Below are 25,000 nucleotides of genomic sequence, written 5' to 3' on the forward strand. Positions count from 1 at the left end.
GGGGCAACGGGGGCTATCGTTTAGCCGTTCCCTGTTTGGCTTTCGCGAGACGCTCGCACATCGCCGCAACCCATTCGCGAACAAACTCCCGATCGCCGTGCGACAGATTCCCCATCAGGGCGGTAACGTCACGGGCCGGATCGAGTGAACGCCCTTCCCCCCCGGCAATCAGTGTCTCAGGCGGCACACGGTAGACCTCGGCAAGCTCAAACAAACGAAACAGGGGCGGCGCGGTATGACCGCGCTCGAACCGACTGATCGTTTCCGTGTTCACCCCCAGCGCTTCCGATACCTGCTCCTGCGTCATATCCGCATCGAGGCGCGCGCGGGCTAACGCCTGACCGATCCGCTTTGCGAACGCTTCTTCCTGAGTCGCGGATGCTCTCATACCAACACTCCGTGTCGAAAACCACAAAATTTCGACTTCGATAGTGACTCGACCACCCCGTACGATGTAACATCTTAAAATGTCGATATCTACATATAATGTAGACAATGGTCGCGAAACAGCAATCCGGGGATACCTTGGCGAATCTCTGTTAGCCGGTGCTACAGCCACGGCCAGACTTATGAACGAAAAATCTCTTGCGCACGACGCAGCTTCCCGCCTGCCGACCAACCGATTTAATTCGGGCGATTGGACCGATGCCGATCTGGCGTCGGCCGGATTTGGCAGCATCGGGCAGAGCGTGCGGATTGCCCAAAGCTGCACGATCGTTGGGACGCAGAATATTCATATCGATGACAACGTTCGAATTGACGGGCCAACCGTGCTGTCGGCCGGAAGCGGACACATCCGCATCGGCAGCTACATTCGTATCGGTGACACGTGCTTCCTAGCGGGAGCAGGCGGCATTGATCTGGAAGATTTCTCGGGCCTGTCGCAAGGCGCGCGTATCGATAGCGCGTGCGACGACTACTCCAGCCACGCCCTCACAAACCCGGCCGTACCGCGCGAAGTCCTCAACGTCGAAATCGCGCCCGTGCGGCTCCGGCCTGATGCCGACAGCAACTACGAACTCGCGATCAGCTCACGGCCAAACGACGTCCAAGCGACGCAAAACAACTACGCCACGAAAGGCACATTCAACACCGCAACCAGTGAGGCGGAAAACAACATGCTGTCGAAGACAAAGAATATGATCCGCGTATCTGCGGACGTGTAGAAGCACGTACCCCTGTCAATCGCGGTGCGGCAGGAGAGTCGGATGCCAACTGCTCTGAACGCTTACGCGAAAACACCCATGCTATTCAGGAAGATATCTGGCGCCTTCGTCGCACGCCCAGCGTTGTTTGCCGCGTCGGGAGGTTTCGTTGCGCTGGTTATGGCAGTCATCACGGTGGTTTCCCTGTATGACATGCGAACCGATGCACTGATGCGGGCGCGAGATGCCGCGGATGGACTTTCACTCCTCCTGAGCAGGGACATTGAACGCAATCTCGAAATCTGCGACTTGTCGTTGCAGGCGGTGATTGACGGAATGGCGGATCCGGTTGTACTTGCGCTGCCCATGCCGCTTCGCCAGCGCGTCCTATTTGACGGAGCCACCAAGGCGCGCGACCTCGGCACCGTGCTCGTTGCCGACCACCTCGGCAACATTGTTTTCGATTCTGGAGCGCTCCCTCCACCTCCAAGAAACGCGAACCTGAGTGACCGGGACTATTTCAAGGTGCAGCGTGATCGTCTCAGCGATGCTCTATTTATTAGCAAGCCATTTGTGTCCAGCGTCGACCCACCGCTTTTATCCATCGGACTGAGCAGGCGGCTAACTAATCGGAAAGGAAAATTTTCCGGTGTCGTGCTCGGAACGCTGCAACTCGACTATTTCCAGCACCTCCTCGACGGCATGCCCCTCGGACCTCACGGCTCAATTACGCTTGTGCGCACGGACGGAATCGTTCTCATGCGTCGCCCGTTCAACGTTGGTGAGATCGGCCGAAGCCTTGCAGGTGGAGCATCATTTACGCCCGTTCTGAAGTCCGAAAAAGGGAGCTTTGTTGGCGTCGCCATTCTCGATGGAGAGCAGCGGCTCTACAGCTTCAGGCACATTGGCAAATATCCCATCATCATAGAGGTCGGCTTTTCGACGAACGACATTTATGCGCAATGGCAATGGCGGGCATGCGTTATTGGCGGCGTAATGGGAACGCTGTGCCTCCTGCTGGTCCTAATGTCCATCCTTATTACACGCCAGTTCCGGGAGCGGCTTGAGATCGAACAACGCCTCCGGATTCGCGCGGATACCGACAGTCTCACGGGGCTAAGTACACGACGTGCGCTAGACATAGCGCTCCAGTTTGAGACGCGGCGGGCGAAACGGGACCGGCGGACGCTGTCTGTACTCATGCTCGACATCGACACTTTCAAACTCTTCAATGACAGGTACGGACACGTCGCAGGTGACAAGGCACTACGAACTGTGGCGCTCTGCATCAAGGAGAGCGTCTTGCGACAGGGAGATTTTGCAGGGCGCTACGGCGGAGAAGAGTTCTGCGTGATCTTGCCCGGCACAGCGTTGCACGGTGCGTTGCATGTCGCGCAGGCGATTCGGAAGGCGGTGTATGACGCCGCCATTCCGCACAGCGCAAGTCCGCTTGGAATTGTGACCATCAGCATCGGCGCAGCAACACTCGATGGCGCCTCTGGTGTTGAGATGACATCCAGTCAACTGATCGACTGCGCCGATCGAGAGTTGTACGCGGCAAAAGCTGCGGGAGGCAATACGGTCATGCCGCCCGCGCAACGCGACGAGAAGGATGCAAATGTGGAGTCACCTCTCATAGCGGAGCAAGCACCGCAGTTGTGACCGTGGACGCAACGGCACCGCCACCGCCTCCCGCTCGCATCGGGCCAATCCTTCGACGCTGGTTTGTCTTTTGATACTCGCGATGAGTCTTCTTGTAGGTTGTTGTTAGCCTACAGTCATAGGCAATCCCGTTCGGTATGGCAGCTCCAGCGCGCCGCCGCCGCAATATTCCACGCGTGTGTGAGACAGACAATTCTGGTCAATTCCGGATAAAGTGCCTAGGGCAGGCGTAGTTCCGGGTTTCGATTCCCGCCATACCACGCAATAATGCGTCTAGCCTTTCAACCACCCATATTTCAGTATCCATGTACGAGCAGCTCATCCCGTGCGACCACTGTGGCGGCCGACCGAAGGTCGGGCGCTCACAGCGACTTCTCTCCAAGCTTCCCAACCCGCAATACGATTACACGGAGTGGGGGCGCCTCGCGGGTCCCCCACGAATCGGCGACCGGATGGCGCGGCCGCCTGAAGTCCCCAAGACCGAGCCGCTCGTCTGCATCCACTGCACGGAATGCGGCATGGCCACGCCCTGGGAGGCGGAAGGCCGCGACGAGAAGGCGGCAATGGATCGATGCGGCGCCGTCTGGAACCGCCGGCTCAACCGGCCCGAAGCCGACAAGTCGGATCTCCAGCGCCTCGTCGAGCGCGAACTCGGAGCGCCGGATATACCGCTTGTCATTAATCTCCTCTCGCGCGCCGAGGGTGACTGGAACGAACTTGGGCCACTATTCAGGATGCTCGCGCAGCGCCTCGTTGATGCGACCGTCACCACGATCGACAGCTGGCCGATCGATCCCGTGCTCAATGACGCCGCGCGCTTTCGCAAACTCGCACAGCTGGCGAAGTGGATCGAACTCGAAGGCGAGCGCTACGTGCAGTTCCCAGAGGTGTACTCCCCAGCGGAAGATCAGGACCTGCTTTTCGAGGACCGTATCGCCGCCGCGATCGACCTGCTGCCAGATCGCGATCGCTGGTAGAGGCGAGACCGCGCTACGGGAGTGCGCTAAAAAAAAGACCGGCCAGCGGCCGGTCGAAGATGGTTCCGTTTTTCGGGGATTGGAACCTGAGAGACGAATTCATTATGGCAACTGCCTCGCCTCATGGGCGCCCGTATCGTTGACATTTTCAAGCCCATTCGCCGTCCACTCGCCTCGCGATGACCGCAATGGACGCCGTTCCGCACAGGCGGGTGCACGAACACACGATCACTGGAGAAGGCGGGCCTAACTCGTCTCCAGAAGCCGGTAAAGCGCCTGCCGCGAAATCCCGAGCGCGGCTGCCGCGTGCGTCTTGTTTCCGCCGGCGGATTCGAGTGCCCCCCTCGCGTCGTCGATCGTCGGATTGGGTCTGGCCAGCCGTTCCTGGCGTGCGAATGTCGAGATGTAGGCGTTCGCCTTGGTGACGCGGCTGTGACCGGCAGCCTCGACGACCCGGCGCATGGCTTGCGCGTGCAACTCTGGATCGGGACGCGGCCCCGCCTGTTTGACCGGCGCAGGCACCCCACTCGTCTTCTCGTAGAGCTCTTGCAGATACTGGTGGCGCAGGCCATGGCTGGTCACGCCAAGGCCCGACTTGGTGATGCCGTGACGCTCGAGCAAGTAGTAGTACCAGTTTCGCCACTGTTTGAGCGTGCGGTCCTCGGGTATCGTCGAACCCGTCAACACATTCGCCAGTCGAGCGGCCTCCTCAAGTACCGCGATCTTCACCTCGATCGGCACTTCGCGATCTCGCCCACCCTTCGTACCGCGTGTGACCCCCAGCATCCCGGTATCCTTCACCGCCTCGGTGGGCCGGAGCAGGAAACTTTCCGCCACGCGCAATCCGAAAGCTACCTGGAGCTTCAGCTGGACGGCCACGCGCGGACACGTCATCGCGATCTCCGCAATCTTCGCGTGCGCGCTGACGCCATTCGCGTCCCATGACCGGTCAACCTCGGCCACATACGAGCGCAGCAGGCCGTTCTCCTTTCGGTCCACATAGTCCTCGAGTGTGCCCACCAGATTCGACTTGCCCATCCACTCGCCCAGTGCGCGCAGGTATGTGAGCTTGTTCTCGATCGTGCCACCGGTTTGCTTCGCGCGCACCCAATGTTGTACTAGCCACTCAATATGCTTGCGACGCACGCTCCACGGACTTTCGAGCGCAAACCCGCCTTCGCGCAACTCGACAAGCGCCGCGCAGATCGCTCTCACGCGATATTCCTGCGTCTTGATCGACAGCGCCCTGCCACTGATCCGGGTGCGGCTGTGCACGCTGGACACTTTCTCGTCCAGCAGGCGAATGAGCGCTTCCGACACCGTCGGTGTCAGCCGGTAGCCGCGCACCACGACGCGCACGTTCAGGATTGCTGCCATCTTCTCTCCGTTGTCCAGGGTCGCGCCGCGCGCAACCCGCTACCCGTGATCCGGGTGCGACCGCCCTGCCAGATGTCGCTGTCACCCGTTCCACGAACCTGATTCCTGCGCCGCGCACCACGCGGCTTCGCCGATGCCCCCGGCGCGGGGTTACTGCCTTCCAGCCTTTAGCGATTCCATCCGATCAGCCCGACGCACGGAAGAGATGCGTTCCGACTGTCCACCTTGCTGCGGCACGGGCCGGATTGCGCTTCGCGCAACCCCGCTCCCGCGATGACTGCCTGTGCTGCCTCGCCGCCTGCTGTGGCTACCCGACCGGCCCCGGACGCGCTACCGCGTCTGGACGCAGCGGACGACTCACCGCCGTCTGCTACGCCCGGGCCAACTGCCGGGAAATTCCTGTTGCGCATTTCTGGTGACGGCTGCGCGGACCGTTTTGTCTTCCGTACAGGGAGGCGCGAATCACTGGCGTGGCCAGCGCGCAAGCTCTCCCCCGTTCCGAAGCACGTTCATCTCCGCCGCGGTGTGTCGGGCTTCGTGAACGCACCCAGCTTCGTGTGCTGAAGGAACGTGTCCATTGCGCATGAGTGCGGGCGCGAACTGTCCAACTGTCCGCGTCCACATTTCCTCATTGCGCAACATGATGGCGGACACCCGCCAATCGTATGGATATCGCACTGTCCAGTGGTCCTCAAGATTGACCACTGTGGACTTGATCTGATTGAAAAAAAATCCGCGTCACTGTGGAGCGCGGACATTCTGGCGATTGCCTCATGCCGAGGCGGGAGATGACGGCCAGACTGGCCAGGGAAAGACGTACGAAGTGCCTTGCACTTGCGGGTCGATGCGTCATGCGACGCGGCAGGTACAGCCAAGGATACCGCCTTCACCTCGTCACGACGAACCAAAAGCTGACATCATCGCGCGCGCTTTCGGTGACTTGACTTCCTGAATCGCTCGATAGACTGGACTGAGCAATGTCGGACTTCATCCAGGCGTTTCCAGGCAATCCCAGGAAATGAACGGCACAAGTCCTGGATGAAGTCGGACCTTGACGCCGCGCGCGTGCGAGGTCCGACTTCGTGTCCGACTTCGCTTTTATTCCGCCACCGAAGCCGGACTTCACGTCCGGGTTTGGTGACAAGCCAACCTGAACCACCCTGAGGAACAAACACCATGAAAAGCGCTGTTTTTGCCATCGATGTCGGCTACGGCAACACGAAGTATGCATATCGCGCGGCCAGCGGCACCGTCGCCACCGGCATGTTCCCGTCGCTTGCCCCGCTTGCGGCAAGTCGCTCGCTTTCGGGCTACGGTGAAAGCGTGCTCGCGGCGCGCAAGGTCGCGGTGGTATGTATCGATCGCGTCGAATACGAGGTCGGCCCGGACGTATCGCTGACTGCCGCATACGGCAAGACCGGTCGCGCCCTCGCCGACGACTACGTGCTCACCGACAACTACGCGGCGCTGCTGTTCGGCGCACTGCACTTCGCGGGCGTCACGCATGTCGAGCGGCTCGTGCTCGGGCTGCCCGTGCATAACATGAAGAAGTATGCCGCCGCGCTCAAGGAACGCTTTGCGGGCGAGCTGGATTTCGGGCATGGCCGCATCACGGTCGACAAGGTTGTCGTGATCCCGCAGCCGTTGGGGTCCCTCGTGCTTGCCACCAGCACGCGCAACGGCGGCTTCGGGCGCGACGATGCGCACCTTGTAGTCGACGTCGGCTATTTCACGACCGACTGGGTCTATGCGAACGGCTTCACGATGGACGACAACCGCAGCGGCGGTATGCCCGGCGGCGCCTCCCAGATCTACCAGCGCATCGCGAGCCTCATCGCGCGCGACGAGGGTGAGGAAGTCGAGGACATCGAACGCATCGACAAGGCACTGCGGGAGCAGGCGCCGTTCTTCTTCTACGGCAAGGACATCGACCTCGGCGCATATGTCGAGCAGGCCGATCCGATCATCACTGGCGTGGTCAAGGAAATGCAGAACAATGTGGGACGCCTGCCGAACGTGCGCTCGATCATCCTCTCGGGAGGCGGCGCCGCGCTCTACGCAGCCGCGATCCGTCGCGCGTTTCCGCGCGTGGTCATCGAGCTGATCGACTCGCCGTGCATGGCCAACGCCCGCGGCTTTCTGCTCGTGGGCGAGGCAGGCATCAAGCGTGAGCGTCGTGCCGCATGAGCGGAAAGATCGAGATGACGGTGACGATCAATTCACTCGTGTCACCCCTTCTCTTCGAAAAGCTGAGTGGCTGCGCCACGCCGCGGGAACGCGCCATCCTGCTCAGGGCGCTCGCGGAAGCTGCGATCCGTCGCGACCTCCTCGGCGGAGGATCAACAATCGCGAGCGACCTTGGACACAGGCCCGCCGGGATCGCAGCCCCTACCCAGCAGGCGGGGCTTGCACACAGCCAGCCCACAGCACAGGAAACCTTCGCCAACCGGAGCGCGCTGTCCGTTGAATCCACAACGAACAAGAGTCCCGATGAAGGATTCCAGACGCTTCGGGTCGCCGACTCGGTGGATACCGCACCGGGCTTCGGCGACGACCTTGGCAGCCAGCTGGCAGGCTTTTTCGAATGACGACCGCGCGCTCTTGACTTTGCCCGGGGCGTGCGAAGATGAATCATGTTCCCGGCAAAACGACGCCACCTGGCTGCCGGGGCAATCCACCTTTTCGGAGAACTGATTATGGAATTCCAGCTTCTGAATGCCGTCCTGCATGGCGAGCGCCTGAACGAACCGCTGACCTGGGTCTACATCGCCGCGATCGTTGCCGTGGCCATCGCCGGCTGGAAGTTCGGTGGTCTCGCGCATGATGCCTGCCATGCGAAGGATGATGAGTAATGGAGCGCCTCACGCGGGCATGGGCGCACTTCAGCCGCTGGCACTGGCTTGCCCGCCGCGCGGCGTTCGCACTTGCCTTCTACGGCCTCGCGCTTCTGGGCGTGCTCGCGTATGCCGGTCAACTGCAACAGGCAGGCAAGATGCTCTTCACCGCAGGCAGCATCGGCTTTTGCTGGGCGATCGGCGGATGGTATGTCCTGCGCGGCGGCCTGTGGGTCGCCGCCTGGTGGCTGCGTCTTTTCCGGTAACCCGTGCGCGGCGCACGGACAAAAAAAAACGGCAGACCCCAAGGGTCTGCCGTTTTTCCAGATGCTTTCATTGCAGCGCATGCGCCGCGTCCATTGCCAGCCGGCTCGCGCAGAAGTCGAAAGCCGCCTCGAACTGCTGGTCCCGGGCCACCATCTGCCCGATCGTGCGGTCATAGACATCAAACGCAACCGCTTCCGACTTGCTGGTCAACTGGCGGCCATTCTCCGCGCCGTTCGTTGCCAGGATCGTGAACTTGTTGCCCACCATCACACGAAAAAAGCCCATTTTCCACTCGACGGAAAAGAGCCCGACGGATGCGCCCCGGCGGGGACGTATCCCCACCGGGCTGGTTCAAGAAAACGCCGGACGAGCCGGCCTCAGTCAGATGGCCAACGCGACGCGCGAGGCGTATGCTGGCCGACGCCCCAGGGGGGCGCTTTCATGCGCTGCAATCCAGCGCGACCTCCATTGGTCCGCGAAGTCGGTCCCACGCTGCCTCGGTCGATGCAGCACGACCGTATAGCCTTGTTCGCGCAACCGCTTCGCGAGCACCATGCCGGCGCTCACGCCCGGCGACTGCCGCGTTTTCAGATCGACGTGGTCGAAATCCATGAAGATGTGCACGACCTTGATACCCAGTCCGTCCGGGACGACGAACCTTGAGAGCAGGACCCGGTTCAGGCAATACCAGGCGGGTACGCCGGTCTCCATGAACGCGCCATAGACCGTTTCCAGTCCCTCACCGACACCGATTTCTCCGTCAACAGGAGACATCAGACGCACCGCCCCACCCGCGAGCGGGTTGAGCGTCATGTCGTTCAGCTTCGCGTCGAGGAGTTCCCCATCCGGTGACACGATCGTTGCCTTTGCAGGCTTGACCGGATCGAGGAAGGTTCGATGCAGCGTACCCAGACGCCCTTCGGGCAACTCGAATCGCGCCACGATGCCCGGCCACTCGCCGAGCACCTTTTTTTCGTGGCGATACTCGAGCATGCCAAGACGCAGCGATGGCGATGAACCCGCCGTGAGGCCCGGCACGCGTTCCTGCAAATAGCGCATCGACAGATCGCCCACGGCCTGTGGCCGCGCGTCACTCCACATGCCGTCCAGACGCCTGGCGACAAACGCCGGATCGGCCTTGCGCTTCGGCGCGGGCGCCGGCGTGCTAACCCGCGCTCGCGAAGGTGGCGGTGAGCCGCCATCGAGCTGGCACATCAATCGATACAGCCCCATGCGATTGGCACGGGCAATCAGCTGAAGTCCGTCGCCAGCCATCGGGTAGCCGTCATTGCACTTGCGGCAAATCCAGTCGCCGCGGCCGCTCTTGTTGTCATAGGTAAAGCGGTCATCTCCGCCGCAAACCGGACAGGCGCTTGCGCGGCCAGTCAGGCAGTCGCCGGAAATGCCGTAGCTCATCAAGGTTGAAATCCACGCTTCCGGGGAGAGCGCGAATTCCTTCAGCTTGCGTTGCAGCCACTCGTACTTCTCGGGTGACAGCCCGCGTCCAGACGTACTCATGAATCACTCTCCATTGAGGAAGTGGGTTGGATCGGTGCCTGAGACAGGCGTGAAAACGCTTGCTCAAAAGAGACGCCCGCGCGAAGCGAGCCGCTCTTTTGAACACGTTTCAGGTAGTCGAGAAAATGGGTCCGCGATGTGCGGAGGTAGAAGAAGGAGGTGTTACGCGGCGCACCCGAAGGTGCGCCACGAAACGTCAGGTGAGGATTTTCGGGATCAGAAAATCCGGAAGGTGAGCGCTTCCAGGATCAGATGGCTGCCCATGCCGCTCGCGGATATGCCCCGCGGAACGGAATGTCGTCGTCCATCTCATCGAACCCGCCACCAGAAGGGACGCGGGTTCCCGCCCCACCACCCGCTGATGATTGGGGCGGCCGTGCACGGCCGCTCGCGCCTGATGGTGCCGCGCGTGAGGCTTCACGTGCATTCTGTGGGGCGCGTGCGGTCGGACCCGTTTCGAACCCACCGTCATCGCCCTGGCTGTCGTCACGACGCTGGCCACCGGCATTGCGGCCGCCGAGCATCTGCATCTGGTCTGCGACGATCTCGGTCGAGTAACGATCGGTGCCGTCCTGCGCCTGCCACTTGCGCGTGCGGATACGGCCTTCGATGTAGACCGATGCCCCTTTTTTCAGATATTCCGACACGATCTCCGCCAGACGTCCGAAGAACGTCACGCGGTGCCATTCGGTCGCTTCCTTGAACTCGCCCGACGCCTTGTCCTTGTACCGATCGGTCGTTGCGAGACGGATGCTCGCCACAGCGTCCCCGCTGGGCAGATACCTCACTTCCGGGTCCGCGCCGAGATTGCCGACGAGGATCGCCTTGTTCACTGATGCCATAAAAACTCCTGTTAACGTGTAATCGACCACAGCCACTTGTCCCACATGACTGGCTGGCCGTTCTTCAGAATGGGGCGCCCGCTCTCCGCGAATGCCGGCACCTTGACCTTCTCAAGACGCCGTACGGATACAACGTCGCCGACCTGGCAGTGCGACTGTGCGATGGCATCCTTTAATCCTTCGCCCTGCAGCGTGCGCTCACCGGCAGCCGTTTCGATATGCATCGCGAACGAGGTGTAGAACGGCTTGCCCGTCGGCTTGCGGTTCGGAAACTTCTCCTCACCCCAGCTCAGCACCCGGCCTACCGTCGACGCCAGCATGTCCTCACCACGCGAAGTGCCAGGGCGCGCCGCGCGCGGGCGCGTCTGATCGGCATCCTCCGCAGCACCGGTTGATCCGGAATCCGTATCAATGCGGGACGCGGGCTCGACCTGGCCAACCTGTTCGGACGGCTTGCCGCGCCCCACTGGCTGCACCGGCACGCGGATCGCACTGGCGATCGCGTCCTTGAGGCCGCCGCCGTGCTCCCGTACGGGTGACCAGTGGGGTGCAAGCTCAGGCAGGATCTTCGTGCCGAAAGGCGTCGCGACAGGTGCCTCCTCGAACGCTGGCTGGAACTGCACGATGCAGTCGCCTTCATCGACAAAGAGGTGCGGGACGCCATTGATGCTGACGACGGTTTCGTTCGGGGCACCCACGCCTACAGTGCGCTCGGTAGACGCCTGCGACGGGCGCGCCTGCGGTGAAGGTTCGCGCCGCGCCTCGTGATCCGTTGCGACCTGCCTGGACCAACCGGGAAGCAGTTCCGCAAACGCGCGAAACAGATGATGTGCTGCCATGCAGCCTCCTATAGCAACGAGCCGAAGCAGATCCGGCGGACTTCTTCCAGATCGCGGGCCAGCAAAGGGGTATCGAGAATGACCTGACGCAGGGTGTCCGGGTCGATCCCGTTCACACTGCACACGTGGTCGTAAGGCAGTGCACCGCCCCAATAGCCCATGATCCAGCCGAGCGTCGCCCGGTAGTCGTCGACATCGACGCGTACATTGCGCAGGCGTTCGCTGAGCATCGTTGCGCAGTCCATCAGCGACTCCGGCATGCTGTCACCCCGGCGGCTGTCGCGGCCAAGGGAGATCAGCGCGTCGACCATCGCCTCACGGACCGTGGGGCTCCAGTGCTGCGGATCAGGGAGTGGATCGGGTTTGGGGGGAACGACGAGCACCGGAGTGGCCTCGCCGAAGATATCGAGCTGCCATGCGGCGACTTCTCGTTTCATGGGATCGCTCCGTACAGACCGGGCGATCGCATCCCTGAACCGGGAATCGATTCCCGGCAAGGGTAAGGGGCCACCGCGGGCGAGCCCGCGGTGGTAGTGGACAGATGGCACCCTAGTCCTGGGTGCCAGTCTTCTTGAAGGGGACAACGACGGCCGATTTGGCGTACTGCCGTTTCGGCATCAAGGGGGTCACGACGGCTGCCCCCGATGCGGGCGCAACATCCGTTTCGGCCTGCCTGCTGGCAACGGCCGCCTTGGCCTGCTCGCGCACCTTGTCGGCGTACTCGCGTGCCGCCTCGGCTTCAGCAGCCTCGAGTGCCTTCGCCTTCGCGACCAGCGTCTTGCGCAACCAGCCCAATGCGGCAAACGCAAGGAAGCAGCCAACGAAAAACGAAATCGACGCGAGGTAGACCACGAAGCACATGGCAAGCAGCTTGCCCGGTGAACGCAGGAGGTCTTTGAACAGCAGCTTCAGCATTTTTCTCTCCAGAAAAAACAACGCACAAGAAAATGTCCAGGCTATGCCTGGCGGTTTCGATGCTCCAGTGGAGCAAGGAATGCCGGCGCGAAGCGCGTTCGCCGTGGCCCGTGACAAGGCCACCGCGAACGGACTCGCAAGACGACAAAAGGAAAAGGAGACGAGACGACGCACAGGCGTGCGGTCAGATCGATGCGTGGGGGACGCGGGAATGTGCCAAGCGTACGTCCTTCCACACCCCTGCGGCGCACACAATGATCGTGAATTCGGCGGGGCTTAGGATCGCGAGGGGAATTTCGCGGACATCCGCGCGGCCTTGATCAGAAAGCTCACATTTTTTGTGAGCTTTCTGCATTTTTACGCGCGGACATCCGCGCCAGCTGCGTGCTTGACTTTGCATTTCGCCTGGCACACTGGAGACATTCCCTTCATCCAGAGAGGCAACAATCCATGAGCAGCGGACTGATCGTTCTTGGCGTCCTCGGTTTCATCGGCTACCGGCTCAGCCGTCGTGGCCACAGACGTGCGCGCCACTCCTGGTGGGCATCGGCGAAACGTGACGCCACCGCGCCAGCGTCCGCGCCGCCGCTCACATGGGCGCAGGCACGCGGCGACGCAGGTGAAGTCACCGTGCGCGCCGAGCTGCATCGCGTCCTCGGCTGGCTTTGCGGCGGCAACTACTACCTTCACGACAGCCCGGTGCTGCTGAACATCGCACCGGGTGCGGAGTTTCCGACGGCCGAGGTCGATCACCTGGCGGTTACGCCGTTCGGCATATTCGTGATCGAGACGAAAAACTGGAGCGGCACCCTTACGCCCGGCGAGAGCGCCGAGGCGATCGTGCGCATTGCGTCCGACGGCACCCGCGAAACGCGGCGCTCGCCACTCGCCCAGAACCGCTCGAAGGTCGCCTTTCTCGACGCGAAACTGCCGCGCGTGTGGCCGGTTTTCGGGCTGGGTGTATTTGCGGCCAGCGACAGCGTGATTCATCCCGACCTGCCGTCCACGCTGATCCATGTGAGCGAACTCGCTCACTTCATGAGGTTGCGCCGGCAACAGTTTCTTGCGAGTGGCGCGACCGTCGTCAATATCAAGACCGCGTGGGCCGCAATGATGCTGCATGCATCAATTGACCCTGCCGATCTAGAGCAACATCTCCAACGGATCAGGGTAAACCCTAAAGTTTGCGCCGGACATGCCGATTGAGTGTTTTAAGCGAAAGCTACAGGAAATACGTCGTCTTTTCGCCGATCGCATCGGGAAAGCGCGCTTACGCTAGCCCTGTTATCCGGCCAGCGCAACAGGCGCGCTCCGGGCGCCCTCCTTCTCAACAAGATCAAGAAGAAGCCACTGCATGAACCACACCTCGACCAGCCTGACCCTGCGCAGCAACGGCAGTTCGCAACCGCTGCCCCCCTCCTCCGATGCCTTCGACCCCACCATCCCAGAGGACGGCGTCGAAGTGGCCGACGCCAGTGAACGCAGCCTCAGGGAAAAACTCTCCCAGCATCTCCCCAGCCGTGCGCTGGTAGTCGCCGTCGCGCGCGAATCGTTCTCCGAAATTCTCTCTGAAGAGCTGCTCGATCACCTGATTGACCGCAGCATGGCAATCAACGAATCGGTGGAGCGCATTCTCCACGAACGCCTGAAGCTGGGATTCGAGTGCTACCTGGCAATGCGCACAATCGAGGACGCCTACGTACAGTCGTACGGCAGCAACTCGAAGACGCTCAAACGTGCATCGAAGGATGGCTATGTCTATCTCCAGCGCCTGCATCACATTGGCGAAACAACCGTCAGATCCCACATTCGCGGATACCAGAAGTTTCACGACAATGCCGACGCTGTTGAATTCCTGCGCCTGAGCGACATGCACGCCCTGCTGAGCGACAGCATTGGCGACGACATCATCCAGACGATCATCGAGGCAAGAAAGAACGATCCCAAGATGACGAACCGGGACGTGAAGCGCCTCATTGCCACGCTGACGAGCGCCCATGAGCATATGGAAGTCAAGGATCAGGAATATAAGGCGCTCAACGACAACTATGGCACGCTGATGGCTGACTTCGACGCACTCCAGACGGACGCGCGGACGATGAAAGAAGAGCATGAAAAGCTCAAGGTCCGCCTTTCCGAGGAGGCGGAGGCAACCGGACGTGTGCGTAATGAACTGGCGCTGTCCAGCCAGACGACCACCGCGCTCCATCAGGAACTCTCGACGGTCCAGAAACTGCTCGATGCAACACGCCGCGAACTTACCGAGACGCGCTCCAAGCCCCCTGCGCGGGAAACCTCGGGCGTCAAGGAAGACGTCAAGCAGATGGAAGCCCAGTATGGCGTGCTCCTGAAGCGATCGAACGACCTCGACGAAGAGATTGCCGCGAAGCAGGAACAGGCACGGGCGATGGAAGAGAAGCTGGCACAGGCCAATGCCGAGCTTGAGGCGGCCCGGCGCCTGGACGCGCAGGTTGACGGACTTGTCGCGGACTTCAGCACCTTTGTCCAGCGCTATCACAGCGCGCAACTGATATTCACGGCAGGCGGCAATGCCGCGCAGTACAGGCCGCTCTTTGAAGCGCTCGCGGATCTGGTCGGGAAATTTCATTCGGAGATCGTCGCCGCGACAAAAGCGCCGTAAGCAGCAGTAACGGGGAACGAGGGAAGGCCGCGATCACGCGGCGAGAAATAAAGAGAGTTCGCTTTGGAAAAAAACCAGAAACACAAACGAAACGCAGACGACTACAAGTCAATCGAGCGACTGTACCTACAGCCCTGGCTCGCCGAGCGCATCCGGGTTGCCAACTTCGACCTGGTCGATCACATGAAGCAGGTGCTCATCTCCAATCCCGCCTTCAGTGTGGTCTACGGGGTCGAGATGAGCCAGCTCGCGCACCTGCGCCGCAACGATGCGTCGCTGCGAAGCCTCCTGGGTGTTCCCTTTGTGATGCTGTCACCAGCGTTGCCGACTGTGGAGGACTGGCGGTGCTTCGTCGAGGACAATGTTCCGACCACCCGCGCGGTCGATGAACTGAGGAGGTTGCTGCCCACGGTCCGCGATCCACTCACCACACAGGCGATCCAGCATCACAACCGCCAGTTCCTCGACGTCGTTCAGGCCGTGGCAAACCTGAGCGTGCTCGCCGCTCCCCTGCTCGGCGTCTCGGCCGAGCTGACCCGCTATCTCGGTTCGCTCTCCGCGTACCAGTTGCGACGGGCGCTCGGGCGCATCCGCGACCTGCCACTCTTCCAGTGGCGCTTTCGCAGTCCGGCCTTCTGGTTCGAATTCACGTCCAACGATCTGACGATCGAGCAGGTCGCGCATAACATCATGCGTACGACTCCGTTCCAGGCGGGCAAGATGGATCACACCGCCAACTGGGGCGACCTGCGTCTGGGCCGCGACACGACCGAAACCTATGCCGCTGGGATGATGGCGCACGGGTGCAGGGCGAGTACGGCCGCATCGCTCTTTCGCCTCGCCCCGAGCCGCACGCGCCAGATGTACATGGCGATCCACGACCGCCGCTCGCCCTGCGGCAATCTTCCGAACTCGCAGCAGTGGTTCGTTGCAAAGCCGCAGCATCGTCTGCACTCGACAGTGTTCGTCTGGCTCTATCGTGCGGCGTTGAACATGGGCGCCAACACGCCTCAGGCGCTGATCGCGACGGCGGATCTGTACTCGAAACTGTTTTCCGGTAGCGAACTGCTTACGCTCGACCGCGGCTGCTATCTCACGCGCTGGATGGCCGCCGACAATCGCCTGGCCATCGCGCCCTGCCGCGAGTGCGGCACGCATTACATCGTGAGCAACAACGAGTCGAAGATCGAGATGCGGCAGAACTTTAGCTGCCCTGCCTGCACGCACAGCCTCGCACCCCGGAATCGCAACCGCAACCAGAAGCAGCGACATGCAGAAGACTGATATCCAGGAACTTCCCGCCGGACTCGTCGTATTCACCGCGGACGGTGCCGTGCAGTTCGGCTGGCGCCATCCCGAGACGGGCGACTATCACGCCGAATCCGATGGAAGCTGCATTGCGGGCGCGGTCGTAGCCGTACCGTGGTGCGCAAACGTCGTTCACTAGACGGCTGGAGCGGCGCGATGGACGACTATGGGTGGCTTGTGCGCGAAAGCGCCGCCTCGTGGCTGCGCGGGGGTGGCGACGGACGGTTCCAGACGTACGAGCGCTTCTACCGGAAGGCACGCTTGCAGGATGCGGGCTTCGATCTGGAAGCGGCCAATGAGGACTACGGGCAATGGCTTGAAGAGCGTCCGTCGCGTCTGGTTGGCGCGCTCGCACGGCCGGCCGTCGCGCATGGCCTGATCATGCTCGTGGCGCTCTGGAGTGCTAGCCGGGCCTTGCCGACCCTGGCCTCGGCCGCCCCAAAGACCACCGGCGTCGCGCTCGTCGCCGCGTTCATCGCCCTGCGGGTGATGCGTCAACGACGACGCTAGCGCGGTGTGCCCGCATCGCCACGCGCGACACAAAAAGAGGGGGGCGGCGCAAAGACGCCCCCCTCTTTTTTTGGTTCTTCGCGGATTTCCGGGGAGACCAATTGCGGACAGGCTGTAGCCGGCCATGAGCCGCTATTCACCGTTGCCGCCCCGCGGACATTCAGACGTCTTCTCCGTGGGCACAAAGGGCCATTCGATTCGCGCCAACAAAAACTGCGCACTTGCGCCACATGGGAGCACGCAGAAGCCAACATCATGCAGCGATCCTGTAAATTTTTAATTGTCGATTACCAAACTAAGGCACGCTTAGTTGTGAAGCTGCTATACTCCCCGCTTCTTTCACAGGGAAAGTCATGTCTAAATACCGCGAAGCACTTCTGGAACAGGCCCTCGAAGAAGTCTGGTTGACGGGCAATGCCACGATTCGCAAGGATCAGTTTTACCACTGGACCGGTGTCCAGCGCATGGTCAAGAAGCCTTATCGCACCCTCAACAGTCTTTGGGAAGATCTCTGTCAAGAGTTTGGTCACGAGGAAGCTCTGCCGCTTATGGTCCTTGAGGGCGATCACTTCATTTCGCTGCGCCGTGAACGGTTTGCCAACGAATCTGAGAAGGCGATTGCAGATCTCATCTAAAACTAACGCCAGCGTCCCTCAATAAGAGCTCACGATGAACCGCCAAGCACGCATCGACGGCAAGGTAGCGGAACTGTTCGCCGAATTCGAAGCGCGGTTACGCGCATTGGGTTTTACTACGACGCACCAGCCCGCATCCGATGGCCAAGATGGCTTTCTGTCATATCAAGAGGCTAGAAGCGGCGATCTGTCCTGCGCCACCTGCGAAGAGACCGGAGAGATTACGGAATGGTTCGACAAAGATGACGCTCCTGGACGAAACGGCGAGTACCAGGTCAGGCGCGGAAATGAAGTTTCATTCGTGATCTTTAAGGACGGCGCCTGGGAATGTGGTGAGCCCGATGCGTGGCGGGGGATTGACTGGCGAATTTCGAAACAAGAGCACAATAGGCACCTTACTGTCCTGCGAGACAAGGTGCACGGTAGCAAGCCTGATGCCGCTTTGGCACTGATACGTCATCACATCTGCGCGAATAGCAACGATCGGGTCATGAACACCCTAACGGATGAGTTCGGCATCCGGGCAAAAGTCTGTTGCGGCGTCATCCTGCGAAAGGATCCTGACGGCGCAAGTCAGATCCTCCATCTTGTGAATGATGACGTTCTAGAACCCGTACCCGAGGATGTTCGTCAGCAGATCGAGCATAGAATCGAGACGTTCGATCTGCGTCTAGATTGACCTATCTTGGCCGCATTGACCAACTTGCCGGGTACGTACAATGACGAAAACGCCAAGGAAGGTACTCGACATCGTCCGGTCGGCGATGGCTGAACCGTTACACTTGCCCCTATCCGCAGGAGTTCCGATCTATGAGTACGACGGACGTCCACTGATAGGCGCGCGCGATCGGTGGACTGTCAGCATTGGTACTGCGCCGGGATGGCGGACATCTGAAACGTGTCGCGCCCTCAAAGCGAAGCTTAAGACAGCTTGGAGGGCCGACCAGAAATCGGAATTGGGGTTCTCAGGCCTTGCTGGGAAAACACTTACGAATAGTATGGGCGCGTCGAGCGTGTGCAAGCAGAATTCGCCCGACGAACCATATTCAGCCCCCGCCCTCCGAACCTATTATGTGCTGGTGCTCTCCAATCAAGAGGGACCGGTTGGATTCTGTGCTTTTGCAGTGAATCTCGAATTGATCGACCGAGACGAGTTGGTCGCGTTCGAAATCGAGGTGCTGGAAGTTTTCATCGAACCTACGCACCGCGACAGGTGTCATAGCCACGGTTTCTGCGAGGTCGTCGCGCAGTTCGCGATCAACGCCCTTGAAGAGTTCAACGATCGGCTGTACGCGGGGGGCGCTCGGTTCGCTGAGGGTGTCACTCTCAATATCGTTGGAGATGTAGAGTCACTATCGGGAGAGCGGTTCCTATTGTCAATCAAAAAGGAATTGGAACGCCGGGAGGAGGATTCTCGATTTGATGACGCCTCACCATTCGAACTCAGCGTAGGACTCTGCATTGAGGAAATCGAAGTCAATCCTCGATGGTAGCTCTTGTTTCGGCCGCGGACTTCGCACCACGAACGTCCGCTCCATTTTAAGAAGAGCCGTTACCGTTTCGGCGAGTCGGTAGTCCGCTCAGGGTCGAACAAAGACCTCCCACGGAAAACGGTGAAGAGCCCTTTTTTCGCCATCCGATCCCGGTTTAACGGCCAACGTAGCCGCGGTAGATGCTCTCGACATCACGCCAGTAACGTTCGCGGCGCGCCTGCTGCGCCGAGTTCTCGGCCGTGCCAGCGTTGTAGGCGCCGACGCCCTGCCAGTCGATTCCCCGCCGCCACTCGACACCGTAGTGTGAATAGTTGCTCGACAGCACCCAGGCTCCGACGTTGATGCAAATGCATGGGTCGGCGAGCAGGCGTTCGCGCGTGATGCCCCATTGCGCGAGCTGCGCAAAATGGGTCGAGTTGATCTGCATCATGCAGACGTCTTCCGTCCCGTTCCGGTTCCGGTTGACCGCATCGTTGCGAAGGCGGGACTCCTTCTGCGCGATCGAATAGAGCAGCAGCGGATCGACGCCGTAACGCGCGCCCGCCTGTTCCCAGCAGAGATTGCTGTTCGCGACGCACGGATTGCACACGGCCGCCATGGCAATCAGGGCGGCCAGCCGCCCCCGCCTCACCGCACCGCCTCCAGATGCTTCTCGATGACCGAAGCCTGCTGCGCACCGGGAACCTGCGCGCCGTTGAAAAAGACAAGGCCCGGCGTGCCGTTGACGTGCAGTGTTGCCCCCAGTGCCGCGTTACGTGCAAGGGGCGTGTCGCAGGTGCCAGCGTTCGACGGCAACACGCCATGGTGCATCCATGCGTCCCAGGCGGCCGCATGGTCCGGCGCGCACCACAGCAGCCGCGCCTTGCGCGTCGCGTCCGGATGGAGGCCGTCGAGCGGATAGAGGAACGTGTAAATCGTGACGTTGCTGATTTCCGGCAGGCTCTTTTCTTCCAGCATGTGACAGTACGGACAGTCCGGATCGCTGAAGACAGCGAGCTTTCGCTTTCCGTTACCCTTGACCGTCACGATGGCGTCCTTCAACGGGAGTGACTTCCAGTCCACGCGCGGCAAAGCAGCGATCGCCGCTTTCTCGGTCAGGTTCTCGCGAGTCTGCATGTCGAAGATCTCGCCCTGAATCACGCGCGTGCCGCTCGCGTCGACGTAGAGCGTGTGGCCGTTATCGGAGACAGCGTAGAGTCCCTTCACCGGACTCGGCGTGATGCTGCCGACGCTCTTTTCTCCCGCGCGCAACAGGTTCGCCCTGATGAGATCCTCGGGCGCGGCTGCATTTGCGTGCGCCGCACCGAACGGGGCGAGTGTGATTGCCGCAACGACGGCGGCCGGTTTCCAGATGCTCATTGTGTGTGCCCTTTTGCGTTTAAAGGAACCGCAGTTGCAGGGCGTCGCCCGCGACTGCGCAACCGTCGAGCCTATTAGAGCAGCGATATGCGGGCACACACCGCACAAAAGATGGCAGATGCAGTGCGCTTTTCGTCGGGCAAAAGAAAAAAGGCCCGCCGTTTCGGGGCGGGCCTTCGTCGAAGTTTTGGGTCGCTTACGCGAGCGCGTGGGCTTGCGCGAGGGTCGTGGTCGGCTGTCCAACGATCGTGACGCCGATGCCCGCCAGGTCGTTTGTCACGGAGTCCACGTTCTGGATATCCTGGGTGACCTGATGCGCGATGCCGGCCATCTTCACTGCGTTGGCGCTGCTGCTGTCGACCGAGGCGAGAAACATCCGCGCATTGGCCGCCGCTGCGTCACCCGAATAGTAGCCCGTGGCCAGCGAATCCGAGGCGAGCGCATTGGTGGTCGCGACAGCAACGACCATCTTGTTGTTCACGATCGTCTGATCAGAGCCCGACGCACCGTTAAAGATTGCGAGCGCGGCGGCGGCGGCGGAAGTGGCACCGGTCGAAATCTGGTTCTCCCAGTACGCGAGTCCTGCATCGTCTGGAGTCCGATTGAACTCGTGCTGGTAGATCGAGCTGACGATCTGGCTCACGCTCTGACCGTTATAGAGCGACTGCGATTCAGCCGAGTTGCCGAACGCCCCGATGATCGAATCGAGATTGCCACCGGTGGCCTGAAGCTGCGCGGTCCAGTAATCAAGGCCGCCTGCGTCCGCCGGACGACCGTAGTAGGCGACATAGGCCGCGTGAACTTCCTGCACGGCAGGACTCAGGCCAGCAATATCAGAAGGTCCCGTCGGTGACGGATGCGACGCCTGCGAACTAGACGCCGCCTGCGCAGCCGCTTCGGCGAGCGTTGGCGCGCCGCCGTTCGACGTCACCAGCGGGTCGTTCACAGCATTAGCAAAGGCTTCCGTGACGGTATCTCCGCCTTGGGTTGGCGTGCCCGTGAAAATGTCCTTAACCGTGATGTTGTTGCCCGTTGCCCAAGCCTGAAGCTGGGATTCCGAAATTAGGCCATTTTGCACGGCGAGATTGGCTATGACAGCGACATCCGGAGTGAGGGATGCACCGCTCTGCTGGTTGTTGACCACCCAGCCGGCAACCATAGACTCAAGCGTCGTAACCATCGACGCTGATATATCCGAGAGTATTAGTGATCCATCCGGCCCATATTCGTAGGAGGAGATGCTGCCGTCTGCGTTGAGCGTTACCGTTGATGTCGACATATCTTTGAATTCCATTGAACGAATGGGCACAGGGCGGATGCGTCACCCTACCGCAACATTATTTATTGTGATACAAGAAAAGGTGAAACGCAACTATTTATTGTGATTCATTTATTCAGGACAGACATGGCAACCTCAGCGAATCGTTCGCGCGGACGGCCGCCAATTGATCCGGCGGAAAGATTAGTCCAGCGCTCTATTAGGCTTACCGCAGAGCAATGGGCGAAGGTCGACCAGTACGGAATCAACTGGCTCCGAGATCTCTTAGAGAAGGCGAAGCCACCTCGCGATCCCGGATCAAATGGCACCCGTTGATATGCTGAAGCTTATCGAGATTCTGACCGATTTGATCGCTCCTTCCGTTTTCACGTTCCGTTGCGTGTGCAAGTTAGGCTGCCGATAACGTAGCAGTGTGATGCACCGGTGCCATTTGCATAGTTCCAGCACGATTGCCCATTTGGGCCGTTGGCACTCCCGTCCCACGCAATATCGCACGTGTAACCAGAATTGTTCCAGCATGACCATTGAGCTCCAGCGCGTGCATCGAAATACGTGTAGGTCTGGGTCGAACCCGGTAGCACGGCAGAACACCAGTTCTGAGCGGTACTGTCCGCTGCCGAAAGATAGATGTTCGATGGCTGCTTGTTCAGGTTATGCGCGCCTGCTGTCGAATCCGTGTCGATCACCTGCGGATTGGTAACCTTGTACACGCACGTCGCCGCGCTGATGGTCGTCGACCCGTTGTTGCACGCAATCGTCGCACTGCCAGTGTACGTTCCGCCCATCCCGGACGGATCGATATGGCCGCTTGCATTGCTGTACGCCTGCGTCGCACCCGACGTGAGGTTGACGTTCACCGAGCAGATCCCGCCACCCCACGACACGGTCCCCGTACATCCGGCAGCCGGCGGCGTGCATGTCCCGCTTTGCAGCAGCCAGCTTCCGCTCGAACACATGAAGGATGCGGTGCCCGTGCCATAGGTGGCAGTGACAGATCCCGAGCTGCCGCTTGCACCGGCGGCCACCGTGCCCTTGCAGCCCGAGCCCCACGTGAGCGTTTGCGCGCCGCATGACGGAGCCGGCAACGTACAGGTCCCGCTCTGGTACAGCCAGTTGCCACTCGAGCACACAAACGTCGCACTGCCCGTGCCGTAAGTCGCGCTCGATGAGCCGGTTGTGCCGCTCGCGCCGCTGGATATGGAGCCCGAGCAGCCCGAACCCCATGTCACGCTGCCAGCAGAGCATGAGGGGGCCGGCGGCGTACAGGTGCCGCTCTGGAACAGCCAGCTTCCGTTCGAACAGATGAACGTCGCCGAGCCGGTCCCGTAGGTTGATGACGTCGAGCCGGTACCGCCGCTCACATTACCCGCAACCGTGCCCCTGCATCCCGAGCCCCAGCTGACCGCCTGCGTCGCACACGGTGAAGGTGGTGAGGTCGTGGCGTTGGGCGTGGTCCAGATGCCGTTGATACAGGACGCGATCGAGCCCGCAGCGGTCGCTGCCTGATAGCCGTTCAGACCCGGGCACGCCGCGCCGTTCGAGACGATCGTGCGAAGCCACAGCCGCCCGGTGATCACGTCGCCACTGTTCGTGATGTTGCCGGTATTCGTGATGCCCTGTGTCGTCGTCGTGCCATTGACCGTCAGCGTTCCGCTATCGGTAATGTTGCCGCCGTTGACCAGCGCCCCGGTGTTGGTGATGTTGCCGGTATTCGTGACGCCATGTGTCGTCGAGGTGCCCGCGACGCTCAGCGTGCTGTTCAGTGTCGTTGCGCCACCCACGTTCTCGGTGCCGCCGATCGTCGCAGCGCCCGAGTTGTTCAGAGTCGTGGAGCCGAGCGCATTGATGTTCGAGACGTTGATCGCGTTCATGTTCCACGGGCCGGTCGGCGGGGCCGAGCCGTCACGGCGCGTGAACTGGGAGAAGCCCATCGAGCTGTAGCCGCCCTGCACCGCGAGAATCCCCACGACGCTGCCCACCGGGTTCGTCGTGCTCCAGCCCCCTTCCAGCCCGGAAATCAGCGATGGCGATGCGGCCGTGCTGTACCCCGCATTGCCGCCCACGCTCGCGGCTGCCTGACCGAGCGCCGCCGTGTCCACGCGGCGCGTGAGCGAATTCACGATCGGCGTCGTCATCCACGCAAGCGTGCGCAGGTCGCATGCGGGCGCGACGCATCCAGACGGCGCGAGCGACACCTTCATCGCGTAGCTGCCGCCATAGTGATTGTTTGCCAGAAAGGCCGTGGAGAGATAGCCCAGCGTTTTGAGCTCTGCGATGGTCGGCGCATATTCGCTCGCCACGCCCGTGACCGTCTGGCCGTTCACCAGTGGCGTGAACTGCATCGTCGCATAGGTGTTCAGCGCATTGCTGAGCTCCAGCAGGTTCTGTCCGACGCTGTTGGCGTTATCCATGTCATTGGAGCGCTCCTTGAGCCACAGCACGGTCGCGACCAATGAAATGATGATGAACATCGCCAGCATCGTCTCCAACAGCAGGAAGCCGCGCTGCTTTCGCCTGAGTCCCATCTTCCCCACCCCCGTCTGAACGCGCGCGCCTAGTGCGGAATGTCGTAGGTGACCGAGTTCTGGTCGGCCGAGCAGGCGGTCGCCAGCGTGTTGATGTTCAGCGACTGGCCGTCAGCCTTCACCTGTGTGCCGCCGCCCGCCGTACCCGAGTTCGTGTTGTCGACGTACACGCGACGCAGCGAGCTGGCCACGGTCTGGATGATGTTGTTGCATTCGGTCTGCGGCACGTTGCTGTACACCAGACGCGCGATATCGTTCGTGGTGTTGATCGTGGCCGGCGTGAGCGTCACCGGGCCGCCCCAGCGATCGTTGACGGTAGCCGAACCGCTGGTCGGCACCGTCGTCTCCTGCGCGGGCCAGATATTGCCGCGCGCCACCGTATCGAGCGTGAGGCCCGCATAGTTCGACTGGCTGTTGTAGGTCGCCTGGATGCCGGAAATCACGGTCGGCAACTCGCGCGTTTCGTTCACCGAGTTCATCTTCGAGCGCGCGGCAAGAAAGCCCGCGGCAATCACCACGAGCCCGATAAGCACAATGCCGCCCCACATCATCACGTCGATGAGCGAGAAGCCCGCCTGACGGCGGCGGCGCGCTGCGACCGTCAGCTGGCGCAGCGCCGTGCGCTTTTTCAATCGTTCGTTATACATATCTTTCATTTCTGCCTCTTTCTGGTCTGTATGGCCAACAGGAATGTCGCCCCGTTCAGCGGGGATTCGCGCGGGCGAGCACGTGCGCCGCATGCCCGATCAGGAAGATCGAGCCGCGAGACTCACGGCAAGCGGCGCCGGGACACCGTTTCAGGATGCGGATGCACGCGCGCTTTGTCCGCCCTGCGATCCGCGCTAATACTTCCAATGCATTGCCCTCCGACAGT

28 protein-coding genes are annotated in these 25,000 nt (G+C 61.1%); 15 read left to right on the plus strand and 13 right to left on the minus strand.

Annotated features, from left to right (window positions below; all coding sequences use genetic code 11):
* Positions 1–13: 13 nt before the first annotated feature.
* Positions 14–388, minus strand: a complete 375-nt coding sequence (locus tag C7402_RS08735) for a helix-turn-helix domain-containing protein (protein WP_116610297.1) — start codon at positions 386–388, stop codon at positions 14–16.
* Positions 389–569: 181 nt separating this feature from the next.
* Between C7402_RS08735 and C7402_RS08740 the strand changes: the two genes are divergently transcribed.
* From C7402_RS08740 to C7402_RS08750, 3 genes are all read left to right on the plus strand, one after another.
* The gene (locus tag C7402_RS08740; protein ID WP_208948913.1) at positions 570–1,166 is read left to right on the plus strand and encodes a hypothetical protein; all 597 of its coding nucleotides are present in this window, start codon (positions 570–572) and stop codon (positions 1,164–1,166) included.
* Positions 1,167–1,208: 42 nt separating this feature from the next.
* Positions 1,209–2,807, plus strand: a complete 1,599-nt coding sequence (locus C7402_RS08745; RefSeq protein ID WP_244314784.1) for a sensor domain-containing diguanylate cyclase — start codon at positions 1,209–1,211, stop codon at positions 2,805–2,807.
* Between the two features lie 305 nt (positions 2,808–3,112).
* Positions 3,113–3,784, plus strand: a complete 672-nt coding sequence (locus tag C7402_RS08750; RefSeq protein WP_116610298.1) for a Lar family restriction alleviation protein — start codon at positions 3,113–3,115, stop codon at positions 3,782–3,784.
* Positions 3,785–4,030: 246 nt separating this feature from the next.
* Here the strand turns inward: C7402_RS08750 and C7402_RS08755 are convergent, their stop codons facing one another.
* Entirely contained in the window at positions 4,031–5,161 is a 1,131-nt protein-coding gene (locus C7402_RS08755) for an integrase domain-containing protein (protein WP_116610299.1), read from the minus strand.
* A 1,176-nt stretch (positions 5,162–6,337) separates the two neighbouring features.
* On the opposite strand from C7402_RS08755, the gene C7402_RS08760 reads away from it, so the two are divergent.
* From C7402_RS08760 to C7402_RS08770, 4 genes are read left to right on the plus strand one after another with little or no spacing between them, the layout of a single operon-like run.
* The gene (locus C7402_RS08760; RefSeq protein ID WP_116610300.1) at positions 6,338–7,348 is read left to right on the plus strand and encodes a PRTRC system protein D; all 1,011 of its coding nucleotides are present in this window, start codon (positions 6,338–6,340) and stop codon (positions 7,346–7,348) included.
* Positions 7,345–7,749 (plus strand): hypothetical protein, encoded by a 405-nt coding sequence (locus C7402_RS08765; RefSeq protein ID WP_116610301.1) that lies wholly within the window; start codon positions 7,345–7,347, stop codon positions 7,747–7,749. The genes C7402_RS08760 and C7402_RS08765 overlap by 4 nt, the downstream gene beginning before the upstream one ends.
* A gap of 45 nt (positions 7,750–7,794) precedes the next feature.
* Entirely contained in the window at positions 7,795–8,013 is a 219-nt protein-coding gene (locus tag C7402_RS46225; protein ID WP_133254439.1) for a hypothetical protein, read from the plus strand.
* Positions 8,013–8,261 carry a hypothetical protein gene (locus tag C7402_RS08770; RefSeq protein WP_116610302.1) on the plus strand — a complete coding sequence of 83 codons (249 nt, stop codon included), beginning with the start codon at positions 8,013–8,015 and terminating at the stop codon, positions 8,259–8,261. The genes C7402_RS46225 and C7402_RS08770 overlap by 1 nt, the downstream gene beginning before the upstream one ends.
* Positions 8,262–8,328: 67 nt before the next feature.
* Here the strand turns inward: C7402_RS08770 and C7402_RS08775 are convergent, their stop codons facing one another.
* The 6 genes from C7402_RS08775 to C7402_RS08800 all read right to left on the minus strand — a co-directional run bounded on the left by C7402_RS08775 (position 8,329) and on the right by C7402_RS08800 (position 12,376).
* Positions 8,329–8,547, minus strand: coding sequence for a hypothetical protein (locus tag C7402_RS08775; RefSeq protein WP_116610303.1), 219 nt, complete (start codon positions 8,545–8,547; stop codon positions 8,329–8,331).
* A 96-nt stretch (positions 8,548–8,643) separates the two neighbouring features.
* The gene (locus tag C7402_RS08780) at positions 8,644–9,678 is read right to left on the minus strand and encodes a primase-helicase zinc-binding domain-containing protein (protein ID WP_244314785.1); all 1,035 of its coding nucleotides are present in this window, start codon (positions 9,676–9,678) and stop codon (positions 8,644–8,646) included.
* A 350-nt stretch (positions 9,679–10,028) separates the two neighbouring features.
* On the minus strand, positions 10,029–10,622 hold the full coding sequence (locus C7402_RS08785; protein WP_116610305.1) for a single-stranded DNA-binding protein: 594 nt from the start codon (positions 10,620–10,622) through the stop codon (positions 10,029–10,031).
* A gap of 11 nt (positions 10,623–10,633) precedes the next feature.
* Positions 10,634–11,461 carry a hypothetical protein gene (locus C7402_RS08790; protein WP_244314786.1) on the minus strand — a complete coding sequence of 276 codons (828 nt, stop codon included), beginning with the start codon at positions 11,459–11,461 and terminating at the stop codon, positions 10,634–10,636.
* Positions 11,462–11,469: 8 nt separating this feature from the next.
* Entirely contained in the window at positions 11,470–11,898 is a 429-nt protein-coding gene (locus tag C7402_RS08795) for a hypothetical protein (protein WP_116610306.1), read from the minus strand.
* Between the two features lie 112 nt (positions 11,899–12,010).
* Complete coding sequence (locus C7402_RS08800; protein ID WP_116610307.1) at positions 12,011–12,376, minus strand: hypothetical protein; 366 nt, start codon at positions 12,374–12,376, stop codon at positions 12,011–12,013.
* Positions 12,377–12,826: 450 nt separating this feature from the next.
* Here C7402_RS08800 and C7402_RS08805 point away from each other — a divergent pair, with 450 nt between their 5' ends.
* The 8 genes from C7402_RS08805 (at position 12,827) to C7402_RS08835 (ending at position 18,963) form a co-directional block, all read left to right on the plus strand.
* Positions 12,827–13,582: a nuclease-related domain-containing protein gene (locus tag C7402_RS08805; protein WP_116610308.1), complete on the plus strand. Its 756-nt coding sequence runs from the start codon at positions 12,827–12,829 to the stop codon at positions 13,580–13,582.
* Positions 13,583–13,730: 148 nt separating this feature from the next.
* Positions 13,731–15,017, plus strand: coding sequence for a hypothetical protein (locus C7402_RS08810; protein ID WP_133254440.1), 1,287 nt, complete (start codon positions 13,731–13,733; stop codon positions 15,015–15,017).
* A gap of 63 nt (positions 15,018–15,080) precedes the next feature.
* Positions 15,081–16,301 carry a FlhC family transcriptional regulator gene (locus C7402_RS08815; RefSeq protein ID WP_116610310.1) on the plus strand — a complete coding sequence of 407 codons (1,221 nt, stop codon included), beginning with the start codon at positions 15,081–15,083 and terminating at the stop codon, positions 16,299–16,301.
* Positions 16,288–16,464 carry a hypothetical protein gene (locus C7402_RS46870; RefSeq protein ID WP_165841830.1) on the plus strand — a complete coding sequence of 59 codons (177 nt, stop codon included), beginning with the start codon at positions 16,288–16,290 and terminating at the stop codon, positions 16,462–16,464. Before C7402_RS08815 ends, C7402_RS46870 begins: the two co-directional genes overlap by 14 nt.
* A 17-nt stretch (positions 16,465–16,481) precedes the next feature.
* Positions 16,482–16,835, plus strand: a complete 354-nt coding sequence (locus C7402_RS08820) for a hypothetical protein (protein ID WP_116610311.1) — start codon at positions 16,482–16,484, stop codon at positions 16,833–16,835.
* A 353-nt stretch (positions 16,836–17,188) separates the two neighbouring features.
* Positions 17,189–17,470, plus strand: coding sequence for a hypothetical protein (locus tag C7402_RS08825; protein WP_116610312.1), 282 nt, complete (start codon positions 17,189–17,191; stop codon positions 17,468–17,470).
* Between the two features lie 34 nt (positions 17,471–17,504).
* Positions 17,505–18,149: a hypothetical protein gene (locus tag C7402_RS08830; RefSeq protein ID WP_116610313.1), complete on the plus strand. Its 645-nt coding sequence runs from the start codon at positions 17,505–17,507 to the stop codon at positions 18,147–18,149.
* A gap of 319 nt (positions 18,150–18,468) precedes the next feature.
* A complete protein-coding gene (locus C7402_RS08835; protein WP_133254441.1) occupies positions 18,469–18,963 on the plus strand; it encodes a hypothetical protein in 495 nt (164 codons plus the stop codon).
* 154 nt (positions 18,964–19,117) lie between these two features.
* Here the strand turns inward: C7402_RS08835 and C7402_RS08840 are convergent, their stop codons facing one another.
* From C7402_RS08840 to C7402_RS08860, 5 genes are all read right to left on the minus strand, one after another.
* The gene (locus C7402_RS08840) at positions 19,118–19,561 is read right to left on the minus strand and encodes a lytic transglycosylase domain-containing protein (protein ID WP_116610315.1); all 444 of its coding nucleotides are present in this window, start codon (positions 19,559–19,561) and stop codon (positions 19,118–19,120) included.
* A gap of 29 nt (positions 19,562–19,590) precedes the next feature.
* Positions 19,591–20,322, minus strand: coding sequence for a DsbC family protein (locus C7402_RS08845; protein WP_116610316.1), 732 nt, complete (start codon positions 20,320–20,322; stop codon positions 19,591–19,593).
* 196 nt (positions 20,323–20,518) lie between these two features.
* Positions 20,519–21,616, minus strand: coding sequence for a DUF4214 domain-containing protein (locus C7402_RS08850; protein WP_116610317.1), 1,098 nt, complete (start codon positions 21,614–21,616; stop codon positions 20,519–20,521).
* A gap of 350 nt (positions 21,617–21,966) precedes the next feature.
* Complete coding sequence (locus C7402_RS08855) at positions 21,967–24,126, minus strand: type II secretion system protein (RefSeq protein WP_116610318.1); 2,160 nt, start codon at positions 24,124–24,126, stop codon at positions 21,967–21,969.
* Positions 24,127–24,155: 29 nt separating this feature from the next.
* A complete protein-coding gene (locus tag C7402_RS08860; protein WP_165841832.1) occupies positions 24,156–24,782 on the minus strand; it encodes a type 4 pilus major pilin in 627 nt (208 codons plus the stop codon).
* Positions 24,783–25,000: the final 218 nt, after the last annotated feature.

The sequence above is a fragment of the Paraburkholderia unamae genome (genome assembly GCF_003096875.1).
GTDB classification, from domain to species: domain Bacteria; phylum Pseudomonadota; class Gammaproteobacteria; order Burkholderiales; family Burkholderiaceae; genus Paraburkholderia; species Paraburkholderia unamae.

Excerpts from the sequence above, each read along its gene's own strand:
- C7402_RS08780 (WP_244314785.1), bottom strand. The coding sequence starts at position 9,678 with ATGAGCTACGGCATTTCCGGCGACTGCCTGACTGGCCGCGCAAGCGCC.
- C7402_RS08755 (WP_116610299.1), bottom strand. The coding sequence starts at position 5,161 with ATGGCAGCAATCCTGAACGTGCGCGTCGTGGTGCGCGGCTACCGGCTG.
- C7402_RS08775 (WP_116610303.1), bottom strand. The coding sequence starts at position 8,547 with ATGGGCTTTTTTCGTGTGATGGTGGGCAACAAGTTCACGATCCTGGCA.
- C7402_RS08750 (WP_116610298.1), top strand. The coding sequence starts at position 3,113 with ATGTACGAGCAGCTCATCCCGTGCGACCACTGTGGCGGCCGACCGAAG.
- C7402_RS08855 (WP_116610318.1), bottom strand. The coding sequence starts at position 24,126 with ATGGGACTCAGGCGAAAGCAGCGCGGCTTCCTGCTGTTGGAGACGATG.
- C7402_RS08840 (WP_116610315.1), bottom strand. The coding sequence starts at position 19,561 with ATGGCGGCCGTGTGCAATCCGTGCGTCGCGAACAGCAATCTCTGCTGG.
- C7402_RS08805 (WP_116610308.1), top strand. The coding sequence starts at position 12,827 with ATGAGCAGCGGACTGATCGTTCTTGGCGTCCTCGGTTTCATCGGCTAC.
- C7402_RS08820 (WP_116610311.1), top strand. The coding sequence starts at position 16,482 with ATGGACGACTATGGGTGGCTTGTGCGCGAAAGCGCCGCCTCGTGGCTG.
- C7402_RS08835 (WP_133254441.1), top strand. The coding sequence starts at position 18,469 with ATGGGCGCGTCGAGCGTGTGCAAGCAGAATTCGCCCGACGAACCATAT.
- C7402_RS46870 (WP_165841830.1), top strand. The coding sequence starts at position 16,288 with ATGCAGAAGACTGATATCCAGGAACTTCCCGCCGGACTCGTCGTATTC.
- C7402_RS08860 (WP_165841832.1), bottom strand. The coding sequence starts at position 24,782 with ATGAAAGATATGTATAACGAACGATTGAAAAAGCGCACGGCGCTGCGC.
- C7402_RS08790 (WP_244314786.1), bottom strand. The coding sequence starts at position 11,461 with ATGGCAGCACATCATCTGTTTCGCGCGTTTGCGGAACTGCTTCCCGGT.
- C7402_RS08735 (WP_116610297.1), bottom strand. The coding sequence starts at position 388 with ATGAGAGCATCCGCGACTCAGGAAGAAGCGTTCGCAAAGCGGATCGGT.
- C7402_RS08740 (WP_208948913.1), top strand. The coding sequence starts at position 570 with ATGAACGAAAAATCTCTTGCGCACGACGCAGCTTCCCGCCTGCCGACC.
- C7402_RS08760 (WP_116610300.1), top strand. The coding sequence starts at position 6,338 with ATGAAAAGCGCTGTTTTTGCCATCGATGTCGGCTACGGCAACACGAAG.
- C7402_RS08825 (WP_116610312.1), top strand. The coding sequence starts at position 17,189 with ATGTCTAAATACCGCGAAGCACTTCTGGAACAGGCCCTCGAAGAAGTC.
- C7402_RS08795 (WP_116610306.1), bottom strand. The coding sequence starts at position 11,898 with ATGAAACGAGAAGTCGCCGCATGGCAGCTCGATATCTTCGGCGAGGCC.
- C7402_RS08850 (WP_116610317.1), bottom strand. The coding sequence starts at position 21,616 with ATGGAATTCAAAGATATGTCGACATCAACGGTAACGCTCAACGCAGAC.
- C7402_RS08765 (WP_116610301.1), top strand. The coding sequence starts at position 7,345 with ATGAGCGGAAAGATCGAGATGACGGTGACGATCAATTCACTCGTGTCA.
- C7402_RS08810 (WP_133254440.1), top strand. The coding sequence starts at position 13,731 with ATGAACCACACCTCGACCAGCCTGACCCTGCGCAGCAACGGCAGTTCG.
- C7402_RS08770 (WP_116610302.1), top strand. The coding sequence starts at position 8,013 with ATGGAGCGCCTCACGCGGGCATGGGCGCACTTCAGCCGCTGGCACTGG.
- C7402_RS46225 (WP_133254439.1), top strand. The coding sequence starts at position 7,795 with ATGTTCCCGGCAAAACGACGCCACCTGGCTGCCGGGGCAATCCACCTT.
- C7402_RS08785 (WP_116610305.1), bottom strand. The coding sequence starts at position 10,622 with ATGGCATCAGTGAACAAGGCGATCCTCGTCGGCAATCTCGGCGCGGAC.
- C7402_RS08745 (WP_244314784.1), top strand. The coding sequence starts at position 1,209 with ATGCCAACTGCTCTGAACGCTTACGCGAAAACACCCATGCTATTCAGG.
- C7402_RS08830 (WP_116610313.1), top strand. The coding sequence starts at position 17,505 with ATGAACCGCCAAGCACGCATCGACGGCAAGGTAGCGGAACTGTTCGCC.
- C7402_RS08800 (WP_116610307.1), bottom strand. The coding sequence starts at position 12,376 with ATGCTGAAGCTGCTGTTCAAAGACCTCCTGCGTTCACCGGGCAAGCTG.
- C7402_RS08845 (WP_116610316.1), bottom strand. The coding sequence starts at position 20,322 with ATGAGCATCTGGAAACCGGCCGCCGTCGTTGCGGCAATCACACTCGCC.